At 70.5% G+C, this 15,774-nt stretch carries 11 protein-coding genes; 9 read left to right on the top strand and 2 right to left on the bottom strand.

The window, feature by feature from the left end:
* Window positions 1-2: 2 nt before the first annotated feature.
* The 5 genes from ACT53R_RS04840 to ACT53R_RS04820 are packed head-to-tail and all read left to right on the top strand — an operon-like array spanning window position 3 to window position 6,774.
* Complete coding sequence (locus ACT53R_RS04840) at window positions 3-3,389, top strand: glycoside hydrolase family 99-like domain-containing protein (protein ID WP_476170704.1); 3,387 nt, start codon at window positions 3-5, stop codon at window positions 3,387-3,389.
* A 1-nt stretch (window position 3,390) separates the two neighbouring features.
* Window positions 3,391-4,344: an NAD-dependent epimerase/dehydratase family protein gene (locus ACT53R_RS04835; RefSeq protein ID WP_476170703.1), complete on the top strand. Its 954-nt coding sequence runs from the start codon at window positions 3,391-3,393 to the stop codon at window positions 4,342-4,344.
* Window positions 4,344-5,189 (top strand): class I SAM-dependent methyltransferase, encoded by an 846-nt coding sequence (locus tag ACT53R_RS04830; protein ID WP_476170702.1) that lies wholly within the window; start codon window positions 4,344-4,346, stop codon window positions 5,187-5,189. The genes ACT53R_RS04835 and ACT53R_RS04830 overlap by 1 nt, the downstream gene beginning before the upstream one ends.
* Before the next feature lie 20 nt (window positions 5,190-5,209).
* The gene (locus ACT53R_RS04825) at window positions 5,210-6,178 is read left to right on the top strand and encodes a phytanoyl-CoA dioxygenase family protein (RefSeq protein ID WP_476170701.1); all 969 of its coding nucleotides are present in this window, start codon (window positions 5,210-5,212) and stop codon (window positions 6,176-6,178) included.
* Window positions 6,179-6,189: 11 nt separating this feature from the next.
* Window positions 6,190-6,774: a hypothetical protein gene (locus ACT53R_RS04820; RefSeq protein WP_476170700.1), complete on the top strand. Its 585-nt coding sequence runs from the start codon at window positions 6,190-6,192 to the stop codon at window positions 6,772-6,774.
* A gap of 161 nt (window positions 6,775-6,935) precedes the next feature.
* Here the strand turns inward: ACT53R_RS04820 and ACT53R_RS04815 are convergent, their stop codons facing one another.
* Window positions 6,936-9,296, bottom strand: a complete 2,361-nt coding sequence (locus ACT53R_RS04815) for a reprolysin-like metallopeptidase (RefSeq protein WP_476170699.1) — start codon at window positions 9,294-9,296, stop codon at window positions 6,936-6,938.
* 241 nt (window positions 9,297-9,537) lie between these two features.
* On the bottom strand, window positions 9,538-10,611 hold the full coding sequence (locus ACT53R_RS04810; RefSeq protein WP_476170698.1) for a hypothetical protein: 1,074 nt from the start codon (window positions 10,609-10,611) through the stop codon (window positions 9,538-9,540).
* A 166-nt stretch (window positions 10,612-10,777) separates the two neighbouring features.
* On the opposite strand from ACT53R_RS04810, the gene ACT53R_RS04805 reads away from it, so the two are divergent.
* The 4 genes from ACT53R_RS04805 to ACT53R_RS04790 all read left to right on the top strand — a co-directional run bounded on the left by ACT53R_RS04805 (window position 10,778) and on the right by ACT53R_RS04790 (window position 15,725).
* Window positions 10,778-11,887: a hypothetical protein gene (locus ACT53R_RS04805; protein WP_476170697.1), complete on the top strand. Its 1,110-nt coding sequence runs from the start codon at window positions 10,778-10,780 to the stop codon at window positions 11,885-11,887.
* Between the two features lie 150 nt (window positions 11,888-12,037).
* Window positions 12,038-13,171 carry a hypothetical protein gene (locus tag ACT53R_RS04800; RefSeq protein ID WP_476170696.1) on the top strand — a complete coding sequence of 378 codons (1,134 nt, stop codon included), beginning with the start codon at window positions 12,038-12,040 and terminating at the stop codon, window positions 13,169-13,171.
* Window positions 13,172-13,366: 195 nt separating this feature from the next.
* Complete coding sequence (locus ACT53R_RS04795) at window positions 13,367-14,467, top strand: hypothetical protein (protein ID WP_476170695.1); 1,101 nt, start codon at window positions 13,367-13,369, stop codon at window positions 14,465-14,467.
* A 130-nt stretch (window positions 14,468-14,597) separates the two neighbouring features.
* Window positions 14,598-15,725, top strand: a complete 1,128-nt coding sequence (locus ACT53R_RS04790) for a hypothetical protein (RefSeq protein ID WP_476170694.1) — start codon at window positions 14,598-14,600, stop codon at window positions 15,723-15,725.
* Window positions 15,726-15,774 lie beyond the last annotated feature (49 nt).

Raw genomic sequence — 15,774 nt, 5'->3', positions numbered from 1 at the left:
GCATGGCCTCGTTGCGCGCAATCGTCGGCCGGGCAGTGCAGGGCGCGTATCGCGCGGTGCCGGTGTCCTGGGAACTGCGCCTCGCGATCAAGGACGCGGTGTTCATCGCGCTGGCGCCGCTGCTGTCGAACACCAACGTCTACAAGCGCTGGCATGCGTTCCGCGGCCGCCGCCTCGTGCTTGCCGCGACGCGTGCGGCCGATCCCGTGCAGGCCGTGCCGGTCGGGCACACGGGCGCCGAGACCGTCGCCGCCGCGCCGCCCGCGCATGCGCGCTGGATGCGCGACGTGCTCGCGAACGCGCGGGTGCCGCGCAGCGCGCACTACGTGTCCGCGCCCGCGTCGGCGCCGCCCGCGGCAGTGCGCGCGAAGGCGATCGCGTTCTACCTGCCGCAGTTCCATCCGATCGCCGAGAACGACGCGTGGTGGGGCCGCGGCTTCACCGAATGGACCAACGTCGGCAAGGCCGTGCCGCAGTTCGTCGGCCACGAGCAGCCGAAGCTGCCGGGCGAACTGGGCTACTACGACCTGCGCGTGATCGACGTGATGCGCCGCCAGGCCGAACTCGCGCGCCTGCACGGCGTGCACGGCTTCTGCTTCCACCACTACTGGTTCGCCGGTCGCCGCCTGCTGGAACGCCCGCTGGATCAGCTGATCGCGCATCCCGACATCGACCTGCCGTTCTGCATCTGCTGGGCGAACGAGAACTGGACGCGGCGCTGGGACGGCCACGACGCCGACATCCTGCTCGGCCAGAACTACTGCGACGAAAGCGACGAGCGCTTCATCCGCGACCTCGAACCGTACCTGCGCGATCCGCGCTACATCCGCATCGATGGCCGCCCGCTGGTGATCATGTACCGCCCGTCGCTGCTGCCCGACGCGCGCCGCACGCTGGAGACCTGGCGCCGCCATGCGCGCGAGGCCGGGCTGGGCGAACTGTTCCTGGCGATGGTGCAGTTCGACGTCGACGATCCACGCACCTACGGCTTCGACGCCGCGCTGGAATTCCCGCCGCACAAGGTCGCGCGCGGGCTGCCGCCGATCAACGCGACGCTGGACATCGTCAATCCCGACTACGCCGGCGTCGTCGTCGACTACCGCGAGATGGTCGAGAACGCGCTGCACTGGCCGAAGGAAGACTATCCGCTGTTCCGCGCGGTCTCGCCGAGCTGGGACAACGAAGCGCGCAAGCCGGGCAAGGGTTACACCTTCGCGCATGCTTCGCCGCCGGAATACGCGCGCTGGCTCGATGCCGCGGTCGGCTATGCCGAGCAGCATCCGGTGGCCGGCGAGCGCGTGGTCTTCGTCAACGCCTGGAACGAGTGGGCGGAAGGCGCGATGCTCGAACCCGATGCGCGCCACGGCTATGCGCATCTCGACGCGACCCGTCGCGTGCTTGCGGCGGTGCCGGGGCGCGGACGCATCGCGCTGATCTCGCACGACGCGCATCCGCACGGCGCGCAGTACCTCGCGCTGAACCTCGTGCGCGAATGGGCGCGCATCGGCTTCCAGGTCGACCTGCTGCTGCAGGGCGAAGGGCGACTGGAATCCGAATTCGAGGCGGTCTGCTGCGTGCATCGGCTGTACGCGATGACGCCCGACGCGATCGCCGCGCTCGCGCGCGACCTGCACGCGCAGGGCTGCGATGCGCTGGTCGCCAACACCGCCGTGTCCGGGCGGGTGACGCCGATCTTCGCGGCCGCCGGCCTGCGCATCGTCGCGCTGGTGCACGAACTGCCGGGCGTGATCGCGCAGTACGGCCTGCAGTCCGCGGTCGCCGCGCTGGCGCGCGACAGCATCGCCGTCGTGGTCGCGGCCGAGGATGTGCGCGACGGCCTGCGTGCGTCGTGGCCGGTGGACGTGGCGCAGGACAAGCTCGTGCTGCGGCCGCAGGGCCTGTTTACCCGCAGCCGTTACCGCGGCGGGGTGAACCGTGACGTCGCGCGTCGCCGGCTGCGCGAGAAATTCGGGCTCTCGCCGGACGCGCGCATCGTGGTGGCCGTGGGCTATGCCGATCGCCGCAAGGGCGTGGATCTGCTGGCGCAGGCGATGGCGTGCTGCTGCGCGCACCATGCCGACACGCATGCGATCTGGGTCGGGCACCGCGATGTCGACCTGCAACCGGAAGTCGATGCGCTGCTGGTGCAGGCAGGCATCGCCGATCGCTTCCACTTCGCCGGCCTCGATTTCGAGACCGACGACTTCTACGCCGGCGCCGACGTGTATGCGCTGACCTCGCGCGAGGACCCGTTCCCGTCGGTGGTGCTGGAAAGCCTCGCGGTCGGCACGCCGGTGGTCGCGTTCGCCGGCACCGGCGGCGGTGCGCGCCTCGTCGAGACGCACGGCGCAGGCCGCACCGTGCCGGCGCTGGATGTCGTCGCGTATGCCGACGCGCTCGGCGCGCTGCTCGACGATGCGGCGTTGCGCAGCGTCTGCGGCGAGGCCGGCATCGCACTGATCGATCGCGACTTCTCGTTCCGCGACTACGCGCTGGCGCTGGCGGCACTCGCCGGCCGCCCGCTGTCGCGGGTGTCGGTGGTGGTGCCGAACTACAACTACGCGCGTTACCTGCCGTCGCGGCTGGCGAGCATCGCCGAGCAGACGTGGCCGGTCGCCGAACTGCTGGTGCTGGACGACGCGTCCACCGATGACAGCGTCGCCGTGCTGCACGGGCTGCGGCGCGACCTGCATCCGGAGCCGCGGATCGTCGTCAACGCGACCAACTCCGGCTCGGTGTTCCGGCAGTGGCGCAAGGGCGTGGAACAGGCGACCGGCGACTACGTGTGGATCGCCGAGGCCGACGATCTGGCGAAGCCGGCGCTGCTGGAGACGCTGGTGGCCGCGCTCGACGCGCATCCGGACGTGGCGATGGCCTACTGCGAGTCCGAGGCGATCGACGCCGACGGCGCGCTGCTGATGCCCGACTACCGCGCCTACACCGGCGAGCTGTCGGCGACGAAGTGGTCCGCGGCCTACACCGCGAACGGCGCCGACGAAGCGGCGCAGGCACTGGCGGTGAAGAACACGATCCCGAACGTCAGTGCGGTGCTGTTCCGGCGCGAGGCGCTGCTGGCAGTGCTGCGCGAGCACGAGGACGAGATCTGCGGCTATCGCGTCGCCGGCGACTGGGTGGCCTACCTCTACCTGCTGGCGCGCGGCGGCATCCATTACGTGCCGGCGGCGCTGAACCGGCATCGCCGTCATCGCACCAGCGTGACGTCCGATGCCGATCTTGCGCGCCACTGCGACGAAGTCGCGCGCGCGCAGGCGGTCGCTGCGCGTGTGTTCGCGCTCGACGCCGAGGTGCGCGCACACGCCGCCGACTACGTGCGCGGCTTGCGCAAGCAGTTCGGATTGTCCGATGTCGCCCAGACGGAGGCGGGCTGACATGCGCGCGCTGGTGATCGGCGGCAACGGCTTCATCGGCTCGCACCTGGCCGAGGGCCTGCGCGCGGGCGGGCACGGCGTGCGCGTGCTCGATCCCGGTCCGGCGCGCGGCGACACCGACTGGCGCGGCATCGACTATCGCCAGGGCGCGTACACCGACGCGGCGACGCTGGCGGCGGCGCTGCACGACATCGACACCGTGTTCCACCTCGCCAGCACCACGGTGCCGGCGACGTCGAATCTCGATCCGGTGCACGATGTCTCGTCGAACCTGATCGGCGCGCTCGGCCTGATCGACGCGCTGGAAGCGGCGGGCATCCGTCGCATCGTGTTCTTCTCTTCAGGCGGCACGGTCTACGGCAATCCCGAGCGCCTGCCGGTGCCGGAGGACCATCCGCTGCGGCCGATCTCGTCCTACGGCATCGTGAAGGTCGCGATCGAACAGTACCTGCGCATGCACGGCCATCTCGGCCGGCTCGATCCGCTGATCCTGCGCCCTTCGAATCCCTACGGCCCGCGCCAGTCGGCGGCGGGCGGGCAGGGCTTCATCGCCGCCGCGCTGGCGCGTGCGCGGGCGGGTGAGGGCCTGCAGATCTGGGGTGATGGCGGGGCCGTGCGCGACTACCTCTACATCGACGATCTGGTGCGCCTGGCGATCGACGCCGCCGCCAGCGACGTCTGCGGCACGTTCAACGCCGGCAGCGGCGAGCGCCGGACGCTCAACGAAGTGCGCGACACCGTGGTGCGCGTCACCGGCCGCCCGCTGCCCACCGATTACCAGCCCGCGCGCGGCTTCGACGTGCGCGAAGTGGTGCTGGACACCACCGCGGCCCGCACGCGCTTCGGCTGGACGCCGCGCGTCGCGCTCGACGACGGCATCGCCCGCACTTGGCGCTGGCATGCCGGCGCGGACCGCCCCGATTCCCCTTTCCCCCAGACCCAAGGATTGCCCTGATGACGTCCGCTTCGAGCGACAGCCCCTGGTTGCAGACCCTGATCCGCAGCCTCGATTCGACCCAGACCAGCCCGCTCGGCGAGACGTTGCCCCGGTTCCCGTCCGCGCAGATGCAGGAGAACACCACCGGTCTGTCCGCCGAGGCCGCGCTGCGCCAGGCGCACGCGTTCTACTCGGACGTGGATCGCGCGACGCGTGCGATCGGGCGCGAGATCAACGCGGACACGCGCGTGCTCGACTTCGGCTTCGGCTGGGGCCGCATCTCGCGCACGTTCATGGAGAAGGCGTCGATCCGCAACCTGTACGGTGTCGACGTCGATGCGTCGTTCGCGGAGATGACGCGCGACCTGTTCGGGTCCGACCACTTCGACGTGTGCCCGGCGTTCCCGCCGACGCGCTTCGACGACGGCAGCTTCGACCTGGTGATCGCGTATTCGGTGTTCTCGCATTTGTCCGAGCGCGCCTGCGCCGACTGGATGCGCGAGTTCGCGCGCCTCGTGCGCCCGGGCGGCGTGGTCGCGTGGACCACGCGCCATGACTCGTTCTTCGGCTTCTGCGAGTGGGCGCGCCAGCAGGGCGCCGCGGCCTCGCCGTACATCCAGGCGCTGGGCGCGCTGTTCCCCGATCTCGACGATGCGCGCCGCCGCTACCGCGCCGGCGAGATCGTGCATGCCTCGTCCGAGGGCGTGGGCGGCGGCGGTCCGCGCGACAGCAGCTTCTACGGCGAGACCTGGATTCCCGAGGCCTATGCCCGTTCGGCCTACGCCGAACACTTCACCCTGGTGGCGAGCTGCTTCGATCCGGCGCGCTACGACCAGGCCTGCTTCGTCTTCCAGCGCAAGTGAGTCCCGACGAGGTCCATCCCATGTACCGCGAACAAGACTGGATCCGGGACCGTCCCTGGATCGATCGCCCCGAGGCCGACATCGACGCCTATGTCGACGGCTTGGCCGAGGACCCGGGTTTCGATCTGCGCCGCGCGCTGCGTCAGTGGCGCGAGAGCGGCATCGTGCTGTTCGAGGGCGTGGTCGATCCGGCGCTGATCGATGCGCTCAAGCACGACATCGACCACCTGCGTGCGCACTACCGCGACTTCGACCTGCTGGTCGAGACCTCGGGCGTGCAGAAGCACATCCTCGATCTCACCGAGGTCGAGCTGAACTCGCCCGGGCTGAAGTTCAACAGCATCCACACGATCTCGCGCGCGGCCGCGCACCTGAGCCTGACCCGCGAGGTCGCGACGTTCCTGTCGCACATATTCCGCTCGCCGCCGTGCGCGATGCAGTCGCTGACGTTCTACAAGGGCAGCCAGCAGCCGATCCACATCGACTATCCGTACGTGCGCTGCCAGTCGCAGGTCGCGCACCTGGCGGCGAGCTGGATCCCGCTGGAGGACATCCACCCGGATTCCGGTCCGCTGGCGTATTACCCGGGCTCGCACCGCGAGAGCGCGTCGGGCTTCTTCGACTGGGGCGAGGGTTCGATCCTGCTGGAGCCGGAGAGCACGCGCACGCCGATCGAGTTCAGCCATTACCTCGCCGAGCGCATGGAGGCCAGCGGCATCGCGCCGCAGGTCTACTGCCCGCGCAAGGGCGACGTGCTGGTGTGGCACGGCAACCTGTCGCACGCGGGGACGGCGATCCGCGATCCGGCGCTCACCCGCAAGTCCTACGTCACCCACTACACGTCGCTGGACGCCTACCCGAAGGCGCACCTCAAGCCGACCGCACCCGAGGCCGGCTGGCTGGCGCGCGAAAACGGCGGCTACGTGTTCGAGTACAGCTGGCTGGGCGAGCAGAACCAGTTGCCCAGCATTTCCCTGGATGCCCGTTGAGGAGTTCCCCCATGACCTTTCCGCTCCGTTCCTCCCTGATCGCCGCCGCGCTCGCGGCCGCCCTCGCCGGGTGCAGCGCGCCCGAACAGCCCGCGGCCGATGCCCAGGCCGACAAGGCGCCGCCGCCCGCCGCCGAACCGGCCGCGCAGGTGCCCGTCGAGACGCCGGCGCCCGAACCCGCCGGCCCGCCGTCGCTGAGTGAACTCGACGAGGCCCGGCGCGCCGAGGTGCTGGTCGCCGCGACGAGCTGCAATCTCGAATCCGTCGACGGCCAGGCGTTCTCCGGCGCCGACGTGACCCTGTCCATGCCCAACGCGGGCAAGGCCACCGGTTGGCTCCGTGCCGATGCCGCGGACGCGACGCCGACCTCGCCGGTGCTGCGTTTCGAGTCGGAAGACAAGACCCACGTCTGGGAAGTCCCGGTGCAGCCGGCCATCGCCCGCGACGATCTGACGCCGGCCGGGGGCACCCCGGGCTTCGAGGTCGCGTTCGACGCCGGCGCGCTGGCGTCCGGGCGCTACCACGTGTACCTGGCGTATCGCGCGGGCGACAAGCTGTACGCCTGCGACAACGGCCGCCACGTTTCGATCCTGTGATCCGCGGCCGCTGATCCCCCGCGTCGCGCGGGGCGGACGGGATCGCTTTCGTCCGCCCCTGCGTTCCAGCCCCCAGCCCGCGCGACCCGCCGGGGCATCCCCCAAACGAAAAGGCCGCCGACTTGCGTCGGCGGCCTTTTGCGTGGAGGCAGGGGAGCGACTTACTTCACGACGCTCCAGCCGGTGCCGTACTGGCCGATGTTCGACTGGGTGAACGCCGTGCCCGTGCTGCGCCACAGGCGCATGCTGCGGTCGCTGGCGCGGCTGACGACCACGTCCTCGATGCCGTCGCCGTCGAAGTCGCCGGTGGTCAGCAGATCGTAGTCGCCGGCCAGGCCGAAGGCGGTCGAACCCTGGTACACGGCGCCGTCCATCTTCCAGAAAGCGAGGTAGGTCTTGCCGTTGTCGCGCAGCAGGATGTCGGCCTTGCCGTCGCCGGTCACGTCGGCCACGCCGACCATGTTCCAGTCGGTGCCGTACTGGCCGATCATGCCGACGGTGAAGCCCGAACCGGTGCTCAGCCAGATGCTGGCGTTGCGGGTGCCCGGGTCGTTCCACAGCAGGTCGGAACGGCCGTCGCCGTTGAAGTCGCCCACGCCGGCGACGACGTAGGTGACCGGCGGCGAGTAGGTCTGCGCGCTCACGAACACCGTGCCGTTCATCAGCCAGTACGCGAACTGGCCGCTGGTCGGGTTGCGCCACAGCAGGTCGTCCTTGCCGTCGCCGTCGATGTCGCCCATGCCGATGACATTCCAGCCGGCCGCGTAGCCGCCGATGTTGTTCAGGGCGTAGGCGCTGGAGGTGGTGTTCCAGATGTACGACGACAGCGTGCTCGCGGTCTGGTTGCGCACGACCAGCGAGGAGTGCGCTTCGGTGGCGTGCATGAAGCCGCTGACGACCGGCTCGTTGTTGGCGGCGACGCTGAAGCCGGCCGAACCGGTGTAGGTCGGGCCGTTCATGATCCAGTAGCCGAGGTACGCCAGCGACGGATTCCACAGCACGATGTCGCTCTTGCCGTCGCCGCTGAAGTCGTTGTGCGGACGCTTGCCGAACGAGACCACCGCGGCGCGGAACTGGGCCACCAGCGGCATCGTGATGTTCAGGCTGGCCGCGTTGTTGGCGGTCGCCGTGCCGGTGGGGCGGCCGGTGTCGGTGTAGTTGATGCTCGGGTTGCCGAAGTAGTTGATCTCGAACTGGCTGCTGTTGGCCAGGCGGTACGCCATGATCGTGTAGAAGCCGGTCGTGGACGTCTCGCGGTAGCCGTACGAGTAGCTGTGGGTGCCGGACTCGGCGCTGTTCTCGATGTTGTGCTGCTGGCCCATGTTGTGGCCCATTTCGTGGGCCAGCGAGGTGTCGGAGCAGCTGTAGGTGCGGCCGTCGGTCTCGTCGACGTCGGTGCCGTCGCTGACCACCGAGTAGCCGAAGTCGGCGTCGGCGTTGTCGATCGCGGTGCCGCCGCCGCCGTTGAGCCAGGAGATGCCGCAGCCGGTCTGCTGGGGCTGCTGCAGCGGACGCAGCAGCGACACCAGGTCGCCGCCGTACTGGTCGCGGGCGCTGCGCAGCGGCACCAGCGCGGCCGGCACGGTCTGCGAGCTGCAGCTGGTCGGGGTGCAGGTGATGCCGGTCAGTTCCTCCAGCGCCACGTCGTTGCTGTTGGTATCGGTGTAGTTGACCTGCAGGGTGTTGACCAGGCGCACGCGCGGGGTGATCGCGCTGTTGACGTAGGCCTGGTTGGTCAGCGCGATCAGGTTGGAGATGCGCGTCGTGGCCTGCGAGGTGCCGCCGAGGCGGCTGGCGAGGCCGTTGGTGTAGCCGACGACCACGTCGACGATCTGCGACGGACCGGCCTTGGTGTCGACGGCGCTCAGCTGCGCGGAGACCTTGGTGCCGGTGGTCAGCTGCGCCGCGGCCTTGCGGGCGAGGATCGTGCTGGCGGTGCTCGGCGGGACCAGCATGTCGCTGGTGGCGCCGGGGGCGTTGTTGGCGTCGAGCACGCGGCTGGGGTCGGTCTCGACCAGCCAGCTGCGGCCGCCGGAGGTGGTCAGGCGCAGCGCTTCGGTGCCGCGCTGGGCGATGCGGCCGAAGACCGCCTTTTCGCCGAAGGTGATGACCGCGTCCTGGCCGTCGGCGGTGCGGCCGATCCAGGACCAGTTGCCGTCGAGGCTTTCCTCGACGCGCTGGAAGCCGATGCGCAGGGTTTCGCCGGAGGGCGTGGGCAGTTCGATCGAACGGCCCGGGGCGGCGGCGTTCAGCGCGTGCGCCTCGCTCAGTTCCACCGCGCGGTAGGTTTCCGCGCCACGCTTGATGACTTCACGGCCCGGCGCATACGCCAGCAGTGCGCCGCGGTCGGGCAGCGAAGCAAAGGACGATTGCCGGGTGGCGGCGGCCAGCGCGGTCGGCCGGGGCGCCTGCGGGGTCTGGGTGGACCGCTGCGCGGCGGACGTCGCTTCGGCGTCCTGCCGGTCGGCAGCACACCCGGCAAGCGCCAGGGCTGCGGTCACGCTGAAGAAGAGATGGCGCATAGGGACTCTCGGCTGTGGGCTCCGGCGGACGGAGCAGGGGGGACTTAGGATACGCCGAAGCAGCGTCGCACAGCACCTCGGGGGGCGCGTCGGCGTCCCCGGGCCTGAGAGCGGTGCCGCATCCGGAACGCCACCGGGTTCACAGTCCGGAAAAGATGGAAGGGGCCCCCGTGGCCTCCCGATTCTAGAGGCAGGCCACGGGGTTCCGCATGCCCTCGCCGCGCGGGCGGGGCGGCGGCGTTCAGCGCCCGGGGATCCGGCAGCAGCGCAGGCCGGCCTTGAGGGTGGCCTGGGTGGTGCCGTTGTTCCTGGCCGAACAGACGTTCCCGGACATGAACACCAGCGGCATGCTCCACGAGCTGCTTTCGCAATTCACCGCCGTGGCGCCGTAACCGGTGGGGCAGGCGGCGGTCGCGATGACGTTCGCCGTGGCGCCGGCGTTGACGGTCGCGGTGTTCAGCGAGCTGTTGACGCATTCGATGGGCGAGGCGCGCGGGCGGTCGAAGTAGCCGATGACGTCGACCACGTAGTGCGCCTGCGCATAGCTGAAGAGCGTGAAGTCGAAGGACGCGGACGGTGCGGCGATCGGGGTGACGATCGCGTTGTTGACGATGTCGCCGCCGGCGTAGTTCACGTTGGCAGTGCCCGGTTGTGGCGTGCCGTAGGCGAAGGCGGTGGCATAGCCGGGACCGGAGGGCGTGACCGCGGTGATGTTCAGCGCGAGTGCGGCCGGGGCCTCCAGCGACAGTCCGCAGTTGACGTTGGCGCCGCCCTGGCCGGCGTAGGTGCTCACCCCGGCGCCGATGAAGCTGCGGGTGCCGCCGGCCGCGATCGCGCCGGCGACGGTGTTGCGGGTGTCGACGATGCGGCAGGGCGTGATCGGGGTGTAGACCAGGTCCTGGGTGCTGTCGCCGAGCGCCTTCGCGACCGCCGCGGTGCGGCCGTCGATCGGGCCCGGCGGCAATTGCGCCAGTGCGGCGGCGGTGCGGTTGGCGGTGCGGCGCCGGCTGCCGCCGTCGAGCGCGGCCATCGCGCCTTCGAAGGTGTCGCGGCGCAACGCCTCGCGGAGATCGGCGGCGTCGCCCGTGGCGAACTGCGGCACGAGCCGCATCGCCCAGGCGCGGACGTCCAGTCCGTAGACGGTTTCGACGTGGCCGCCCCAGCGGCCGACGAAGGTGCGGATGGCCTCCGCGCGGGCCGCGGGGGCGAGCGCGGCGGGTGATCCGTCGGGTGATCCGACGGGGGCGGCGGTGGCGAAGAAGGGGAGAGCGGCGAGCGCCAGGGGCAGCAGACGACGGAAGACGGGGGATGACATGGCGAAGTCCTTTTTCGACGGGGAATGTCCTGCCGGACGGGGGTTCCCGCCGTGCATCCGGGCCACGGCTTGTTGCGCAGCAGCATGCGCCGCCGGGCCGAACCGGCGCGGGAACTTCGTTATAGTGCCACCGGGCAGGCTGCTGCTCTCATCCGGGGAACCTTCGATGTCTCATGCAATCCGCTTCACGGCGGCCGGACTCGCGTTGGCGATCGGCACGCTCGCGATTGACGCTTCCGCCGCTCGCGTGACCGGTGCGACCGGCACCCATGTCACGCAACCCGCGACCGCCTCGCTGGCGCTCACGCCCAGGGCGCGCGGCGAGATGACCAGGCAATTCGTGCTGCGCTGGGGCGGTTACGTCCAGCGCGTCTACCGCGTGCCGGTCGGCACGTGGGCCAAGCGCATGGTGGCGGACTTCGCGTCGGCCGACCCGGCGAACTTCCGCGCCGCACTCGCGCGCGACACGTTCGAGGGCGCGATGGCCGCGCTCAACGGCACCGGCCACCGCTTCGACGACGAGGCCGCGATCACGCGCCTCGCGAAGCTGCCGGCCGGTGCCAAGGCGCTGCCGGCGCCGGCACCGGGCTCGACCGATCTGGTCTACACGCCGATCCAGCCGTGCCGCATCGTCGACACCCGCAACACCCCCGCCGGCGCCATCGTCGCCGACGGCAGCCGCGACTTCGTGTCGATCAACCAGAGCGACTACACCGCCCAGGGCGGCAGCGCCTCCGACTGCGGCACGCTGGGCGTGCACGCCGCGGCGGTCGCCATCAACCTCACCGCGGTCGCGCCTGACCGTGGCGGCTACGCCACCGCCTATCCGTACGGCACCACCAAGCCGCTGGCCTCGAGCGTGAACTACGGCGCCGGCGAGTTCGTCAACAACGGCATCATCGTGCAGATCCCCAGCCCGCTGACGACGTCCGACTTCACGATCTACAGCTACGGCACCGCGCACTACGTCGCCGACATCGTGGGCTACTTCGCCGCCGCCCCGGCCGTCGCGCTGGACTGCACCGAGACCTACGTCAGCCAGAACGTGCCCGGCAACACGCCGTTCGACATCCAGATCCCGAACTGCCCGACCGGCTACCGCATCACCGGCGCCGGCTGCCGCACCGCCAACCCCAGCGAGGCCGACTGGGCCATCAACGGCCTGTTCCGTGCGGCCCCGGGCCAGATGCAGGGCTTCTGCTCCGGCCTGAACACCACGGCCGGAACGATCGCGGTGCAGGGCACCGCGCAGTGCTGCCGCGTGCCGGGTCGCTGATCTCACCCGACCACGCTCCGTGGAACGCCGGCCCGGCCGGCGTTCCCGGTCCGGGCCCGGGACGGCCCGGGCGATGCCGGCCACCCGTCGCGATGGCCAGCCTTTAAGATCGGAACGCCCACGTCCGTCACCGCAATTCCGGAGAACCCCATGTCCAAATCCGTGTCCCGCACGCTCGCGGCGCTGTCGCTCGCGCTCGTGCCCGTCCTGTCCGCGTCCGCGGCCCCGCGCGAAACCGGTGCCACCGGCCGCGCCCTGATCGCCGCCGATGCATCGAAGTCGGTGTCGGCCGCGCCGCTGTCGCCCGCCGAACGCGGCACGCTGACCCGGCAGTTCGTGCTGAAGTGGGGCAACTACGTCCAGCGCGTCTACGAGGTGCCGGTCGGCACGTGGGCCAAGCGCATGGTGCCGAACTTCGCCGCCGCCGACGCCGCCAACTTCCGCCGCGCGCTGCTGCGCGACACCTTCGAGGGCGCGATCGCCGAACTCGGCGGCAGCGGCCAGCGCCTGAGCGATGCCGCGGTCGTCGACCGCATGGCGCGCGCGTCCAAGCGCAGCGGCGCGCTCACCGCCGCCGACCTCAAGAGCCTCGGCGGCGTGTCCGGCGACCTGGTCTACACGCCGATCCAGCCCTGCCGCATCGTCGACACCCGCACCGCCGGCGGCGCCATCGCCGCGAACTCGACCCGCAGCTTCCGCGCGATCAGCGCCTCCAGCTACACGTCGCAGGGCGGCAGTGCCACCGACTGCGGCACGCTCGGCCTCAGCGCCAGCGCGGTCGCGCTGAACATTACCGCGGTCACGCCGTCGATCGCCGGTTACGCCACGGTGTTCCCGTTCGGCACCACCCAGCCGCTGTCCTCCAGCGTGAACTACGCCGCGGGCGACATCGTCAACAACGCGATCATCAGCCAGATCCCGAATCCGCTGGCCGCGTCGGACTTCACGGTCTACAGCTACGCGCAGTCGCACTACGTGATCGACATCGTCGGTTACTTCGCGCCGCCGGCCGCGACCGCGCTGGATTGCACGCAGACCTTCACCAGCACGACGGTCGCGGCCGCCGCGACCTTCGACCAGCCCATCCCGGCCTGCCCGACCGGTTACACGCTGGTCGCCGCCGGTTGCCGCACGCCGGTCTACAACGCCGCCGACTGGGGGATCAACGGGCTGTACCAGCCCAGTCCGAACACCCTCGCCGCGACCTGTGCCGGCGTCAACAAGACTGCCGGCTCGATCACGGTCGAGGGTGTGGGTCGCTGCTGCCGTATCCCGGGGCGCTGATCGGAGCGGACCACCGCGTGGCGACGAGCACCGTGCGCTGCGGTGCTCGTCTTTCGACATGCGATGGCGTCGTGCGACCTGCATGACGCCGTCGTGCTGTCCCTTGGACGTCGCATTGGACGTTAGTGCTGGCTGTGGCACGGATGTCGCCTGTTTCCCGTGTCCTGCCTTCACCCCTTCCTTCCGGAGTCCACCATGTCCACTGTTTCCCGTGTCGCCACGCCGCTGATGGCGTTCGCGTTCGCCGCGTCCTCGATGTGTGCGTCCGCACAGTCCGCCGGCAGCATGCCCGGCATGGTCCAGCGCTCGACTGCACCTGCGGTCACCCAGGGCGCCAACGCGTCCCCGCAGGAACGCGCCGCGCTGACCAAGCAGTTCGTCAACAAGTGGGGCGCTTACGTCCAGCGCGTGTACGGCGTGCCGGTGGGCACCTGGGCCAAGCGCATGGCACCGACCCTGGGCCGGGTGGACGGCGACAACTTCCGCAATGCGCTCAAGCGCGACACCTTCGAAGGCGCGATGGCCGAGCTCGGCGGCAACGGCGGGCAGCTCACCGATGCGCAGATGATCGACCGCTTCGCCGCCAAGGCCGGTGCCGCCGGTGCGGTCGGCACGAAGACCCTCGGCACGCTGTCGAACGATCTGGTCTACACCCCGGTCACGCCCTGCCGCATCCTGGACACCCGCAGCACCGCCGCCGGCGCCATTGCCAACAACAGCACGCGCAGCTTCGTCGCCATCAATGCCAGCAGCTTCACCAGCCAGGGCGGCAGCGCCACCAACTGCGGCACGCTGGGCCTGAACGCCACCGCGGTGGCGATCAACCTGACCGCGGTCACGCCCTCCGGTGCCGGCTATGCCACCGCCTATCCGTTCGGCACCGCCCAGCCGGTGGCCGCCAGCGTCAACTACACGGCCGGCGCCATCGTCAACAACGCGCTGATCGTGCAGATCCCCAATCCGCTGTCGTCGTTCGACTTCACCGTCTACACCTTCGCCCAGTCGCACTACGTCGCGGACATCGTCGGCTACTTCGCGCCGCCGGTGGCGACCGCGCTGCAGTGCCAGGACACCGCGAACACCACCGTCGCCGGCATCGCCGCGGGCGGCACCGCGAACGCGACCGCACCGGCCTGTCCGACCGGCTACACCCAGACCGCGACGAACTGCGAGACGTCGAGCTGGCTGATGCCGATCGTGTTCAGCCACAGCGGTACCTGCTCGGCGCGCAACGGCGATTCCATCCCGCAGGACCTCCGCGCGTCGCGGACCTGCTGCCGCGTGCCGGGTCGCTGATGCGCCACGCGCTTCACCTGTCGGCATGATCCGAGGAGCCGGAGAAATCCGGCTCCTTCCCTTTGTGGCCGGCTCCGCCGCCGGTTCGCGTTGTCGCCCGCAATCGCCCCGCCTGACACAGGAGACCCGCATGACCCTCGTCCGTCCCCTCGTCGCCGCGCTGTTCGCCTGCGGCCTGCTCGCGACCCATGGCGCCGACGCGCAGACCCGGCAGGCCGTCGCATCCCGAGCCAGCAACGATGCCGCGCCGCTGACGCCCGCCGCCCGCGGCGATCTCACCCGCACCTTCGTCGCGAAGTGGGGCGGCTACGTCCAGCGCGTCTACGGCACCCCGGTCGCCACGTGGGCGCAGCGGATGGTGCCGACCTTCGTCGCGGCGGACCCGGCGAACTTCCGCATGGCGCTCAAGCGCGAGACCTTCGAGGGCGCGCTCGCACAGCTCAACGGCGCGGGCCATCGCCTGACCGATGCAGACGTCGTCGATCGCTTCGCGCGCGCCTCGTCGACCCGCGGCCTGACCGCGAAGGCCGCGGCCGAGGTCGGCGCCAAGACCCTCGGTTCCGTCTCCGGCGACCTCGTGTTCACGGCGGTCACGCCGTGCCGCATCGTCGACACCCGCGTCGCCGGCGGTGCCATCGGCGCCAACAGCAGCCGCAACTTCCTCGGGCTGGCGATCAACGCCGGTGCCAATTTCACCTCGCAGGGCGGCAGCGCCACCAACTGCAACGTCGCGGCCGTCGGTGCCAGCGCCATTGCCATCAACGTCACTGCGGTGACGCCGACGGGCGCGGGTTTCGCCACTGTCTACCGGTCGGGCGACACCCGACCGCTGGCGGCCAGCGTGAACTACACCGCCGGCGCGATCGTCAACAACTCGGTGGTGGTCGGCGTGCCCAATCCGCTGGCGATCACCGACTTCACGATCTACACGTTCGCGCAGTCGGATTACGTGGTCGACATCGTCGGCTACTTCTCGCCGCCGCAGGCGACGCCGTTCGACTGCGTCAGCACCGGTACGCCGGCGTCCAATCCCATCGATCCCAACAGCACCAACTTCTTCAACAACCCGGCCTGTCCCGCGGGCTACAAGGCGGTGACGCCGTATTGCTGGACCGCCGCCTCGGGCGTCTACAGCCAGGGCAGCGGCTACAACTCCAACCTCGCCGGCACGTCCACCTTCTGCGCCTGGCAGAACACGACCAGCAGTGTCCAGACGGTCTTCGGCGGCAACATCTGCTGCCGCGTGCCGGGTCGCTGATCGCGCAGCGCGGGCGCCGGTTCCCTCCGGCGCCCGTCGCGGGTCCGGA

The organism is Lysobacter sp. DMC104 (assembly GCF_056313665.1).
The sequence above is the reverse complement of the archived record's forward strand: the minus strand, read 5'-3'. Positions and strand labels throughout refer to the sequence as shown.

Bases quoted from the DNA above. Each gene is read 5' to 3' on its own strand.
- ACT53R_RS04830 (WP_476170702.1), top strand. From the start codon at position 4,344: ATGACGTCCGCTTCGAGCGACAGCCCCTGGTTGCAGACCCTGATCCGC.
- ACT53R_RS04835 (WP_476170703.1), top strand. From the start codon at position 3,391: ATGCGCGCGCTGGTGATCGGCGGCAACGGCTTCATCGGCTCGCACCTG.
- ACT53R_RS04800 (WP_476170696.1), top strand. From the start codon at position 12,038: ATGTCCAAATCCGTGTCCCGCACGCTCGCGGCGCTGTCGCTCGCGCTC.
- ACT53R_RS04790 (WP_476170694.1), top strand. From the start codon at position 14,598: ATGACCCTCGTCCGTCCCCTCGTCGCCGCGCTGTTCGCCTGCGGCCTG.
- ACT53R_RS04805 (WP_476170697.1), top strand. From the start codon at position 10,778: ATGTCTCATGCAATCCGCTTCACGGCGGCCGGACTCGCGTTGGCGATC.
- ACT53R_RS04820 (WP_476170700.1), top strand. From the start codon at position 6,190: ATGACCTTTCCGCTCCGTTCCTCCCTGATCGCCGCCGCGCTCGCGGCC.
- ACT53R_RS04795 (WP_476170695.1), top strand. From the start codon at position 13,367: ATGTCCACTGTTTCCCGTGTCGCCACGCCGCTGATGGCGTTCGCGTTC.
- ACT53R_RS04815 (WP_476170699.1), bottom strand. From the start codon at position 9,296: ATGCGCCATCTCTTCTTCAGCGTGACCGCAGCCCTGGCGCTTGCCGGG.
- ACT53R_RS04840 (WP_476170704.1), top strand. From the start codon at position 3: ATGGCCTCGTTGCGCGCAATCGTCGGCCGGGCAGTGCAGGGCGCGTAT.
- ACT53R_RS04825 (WP_476170701.1), top strand. From the start codon at position 5,210: ATGTACCGCGAACAAGACTGGATCCGGGACCGTCCCTGGATCGATCGC.
- ACT53R_RS04810 (WP_476170698.1), bottom strand. From the start codon at position 10,611: ATGTCATCCCCCGTCTTCCGTCGTCTGCTGCCCCTGGCGCTCGCCGCT.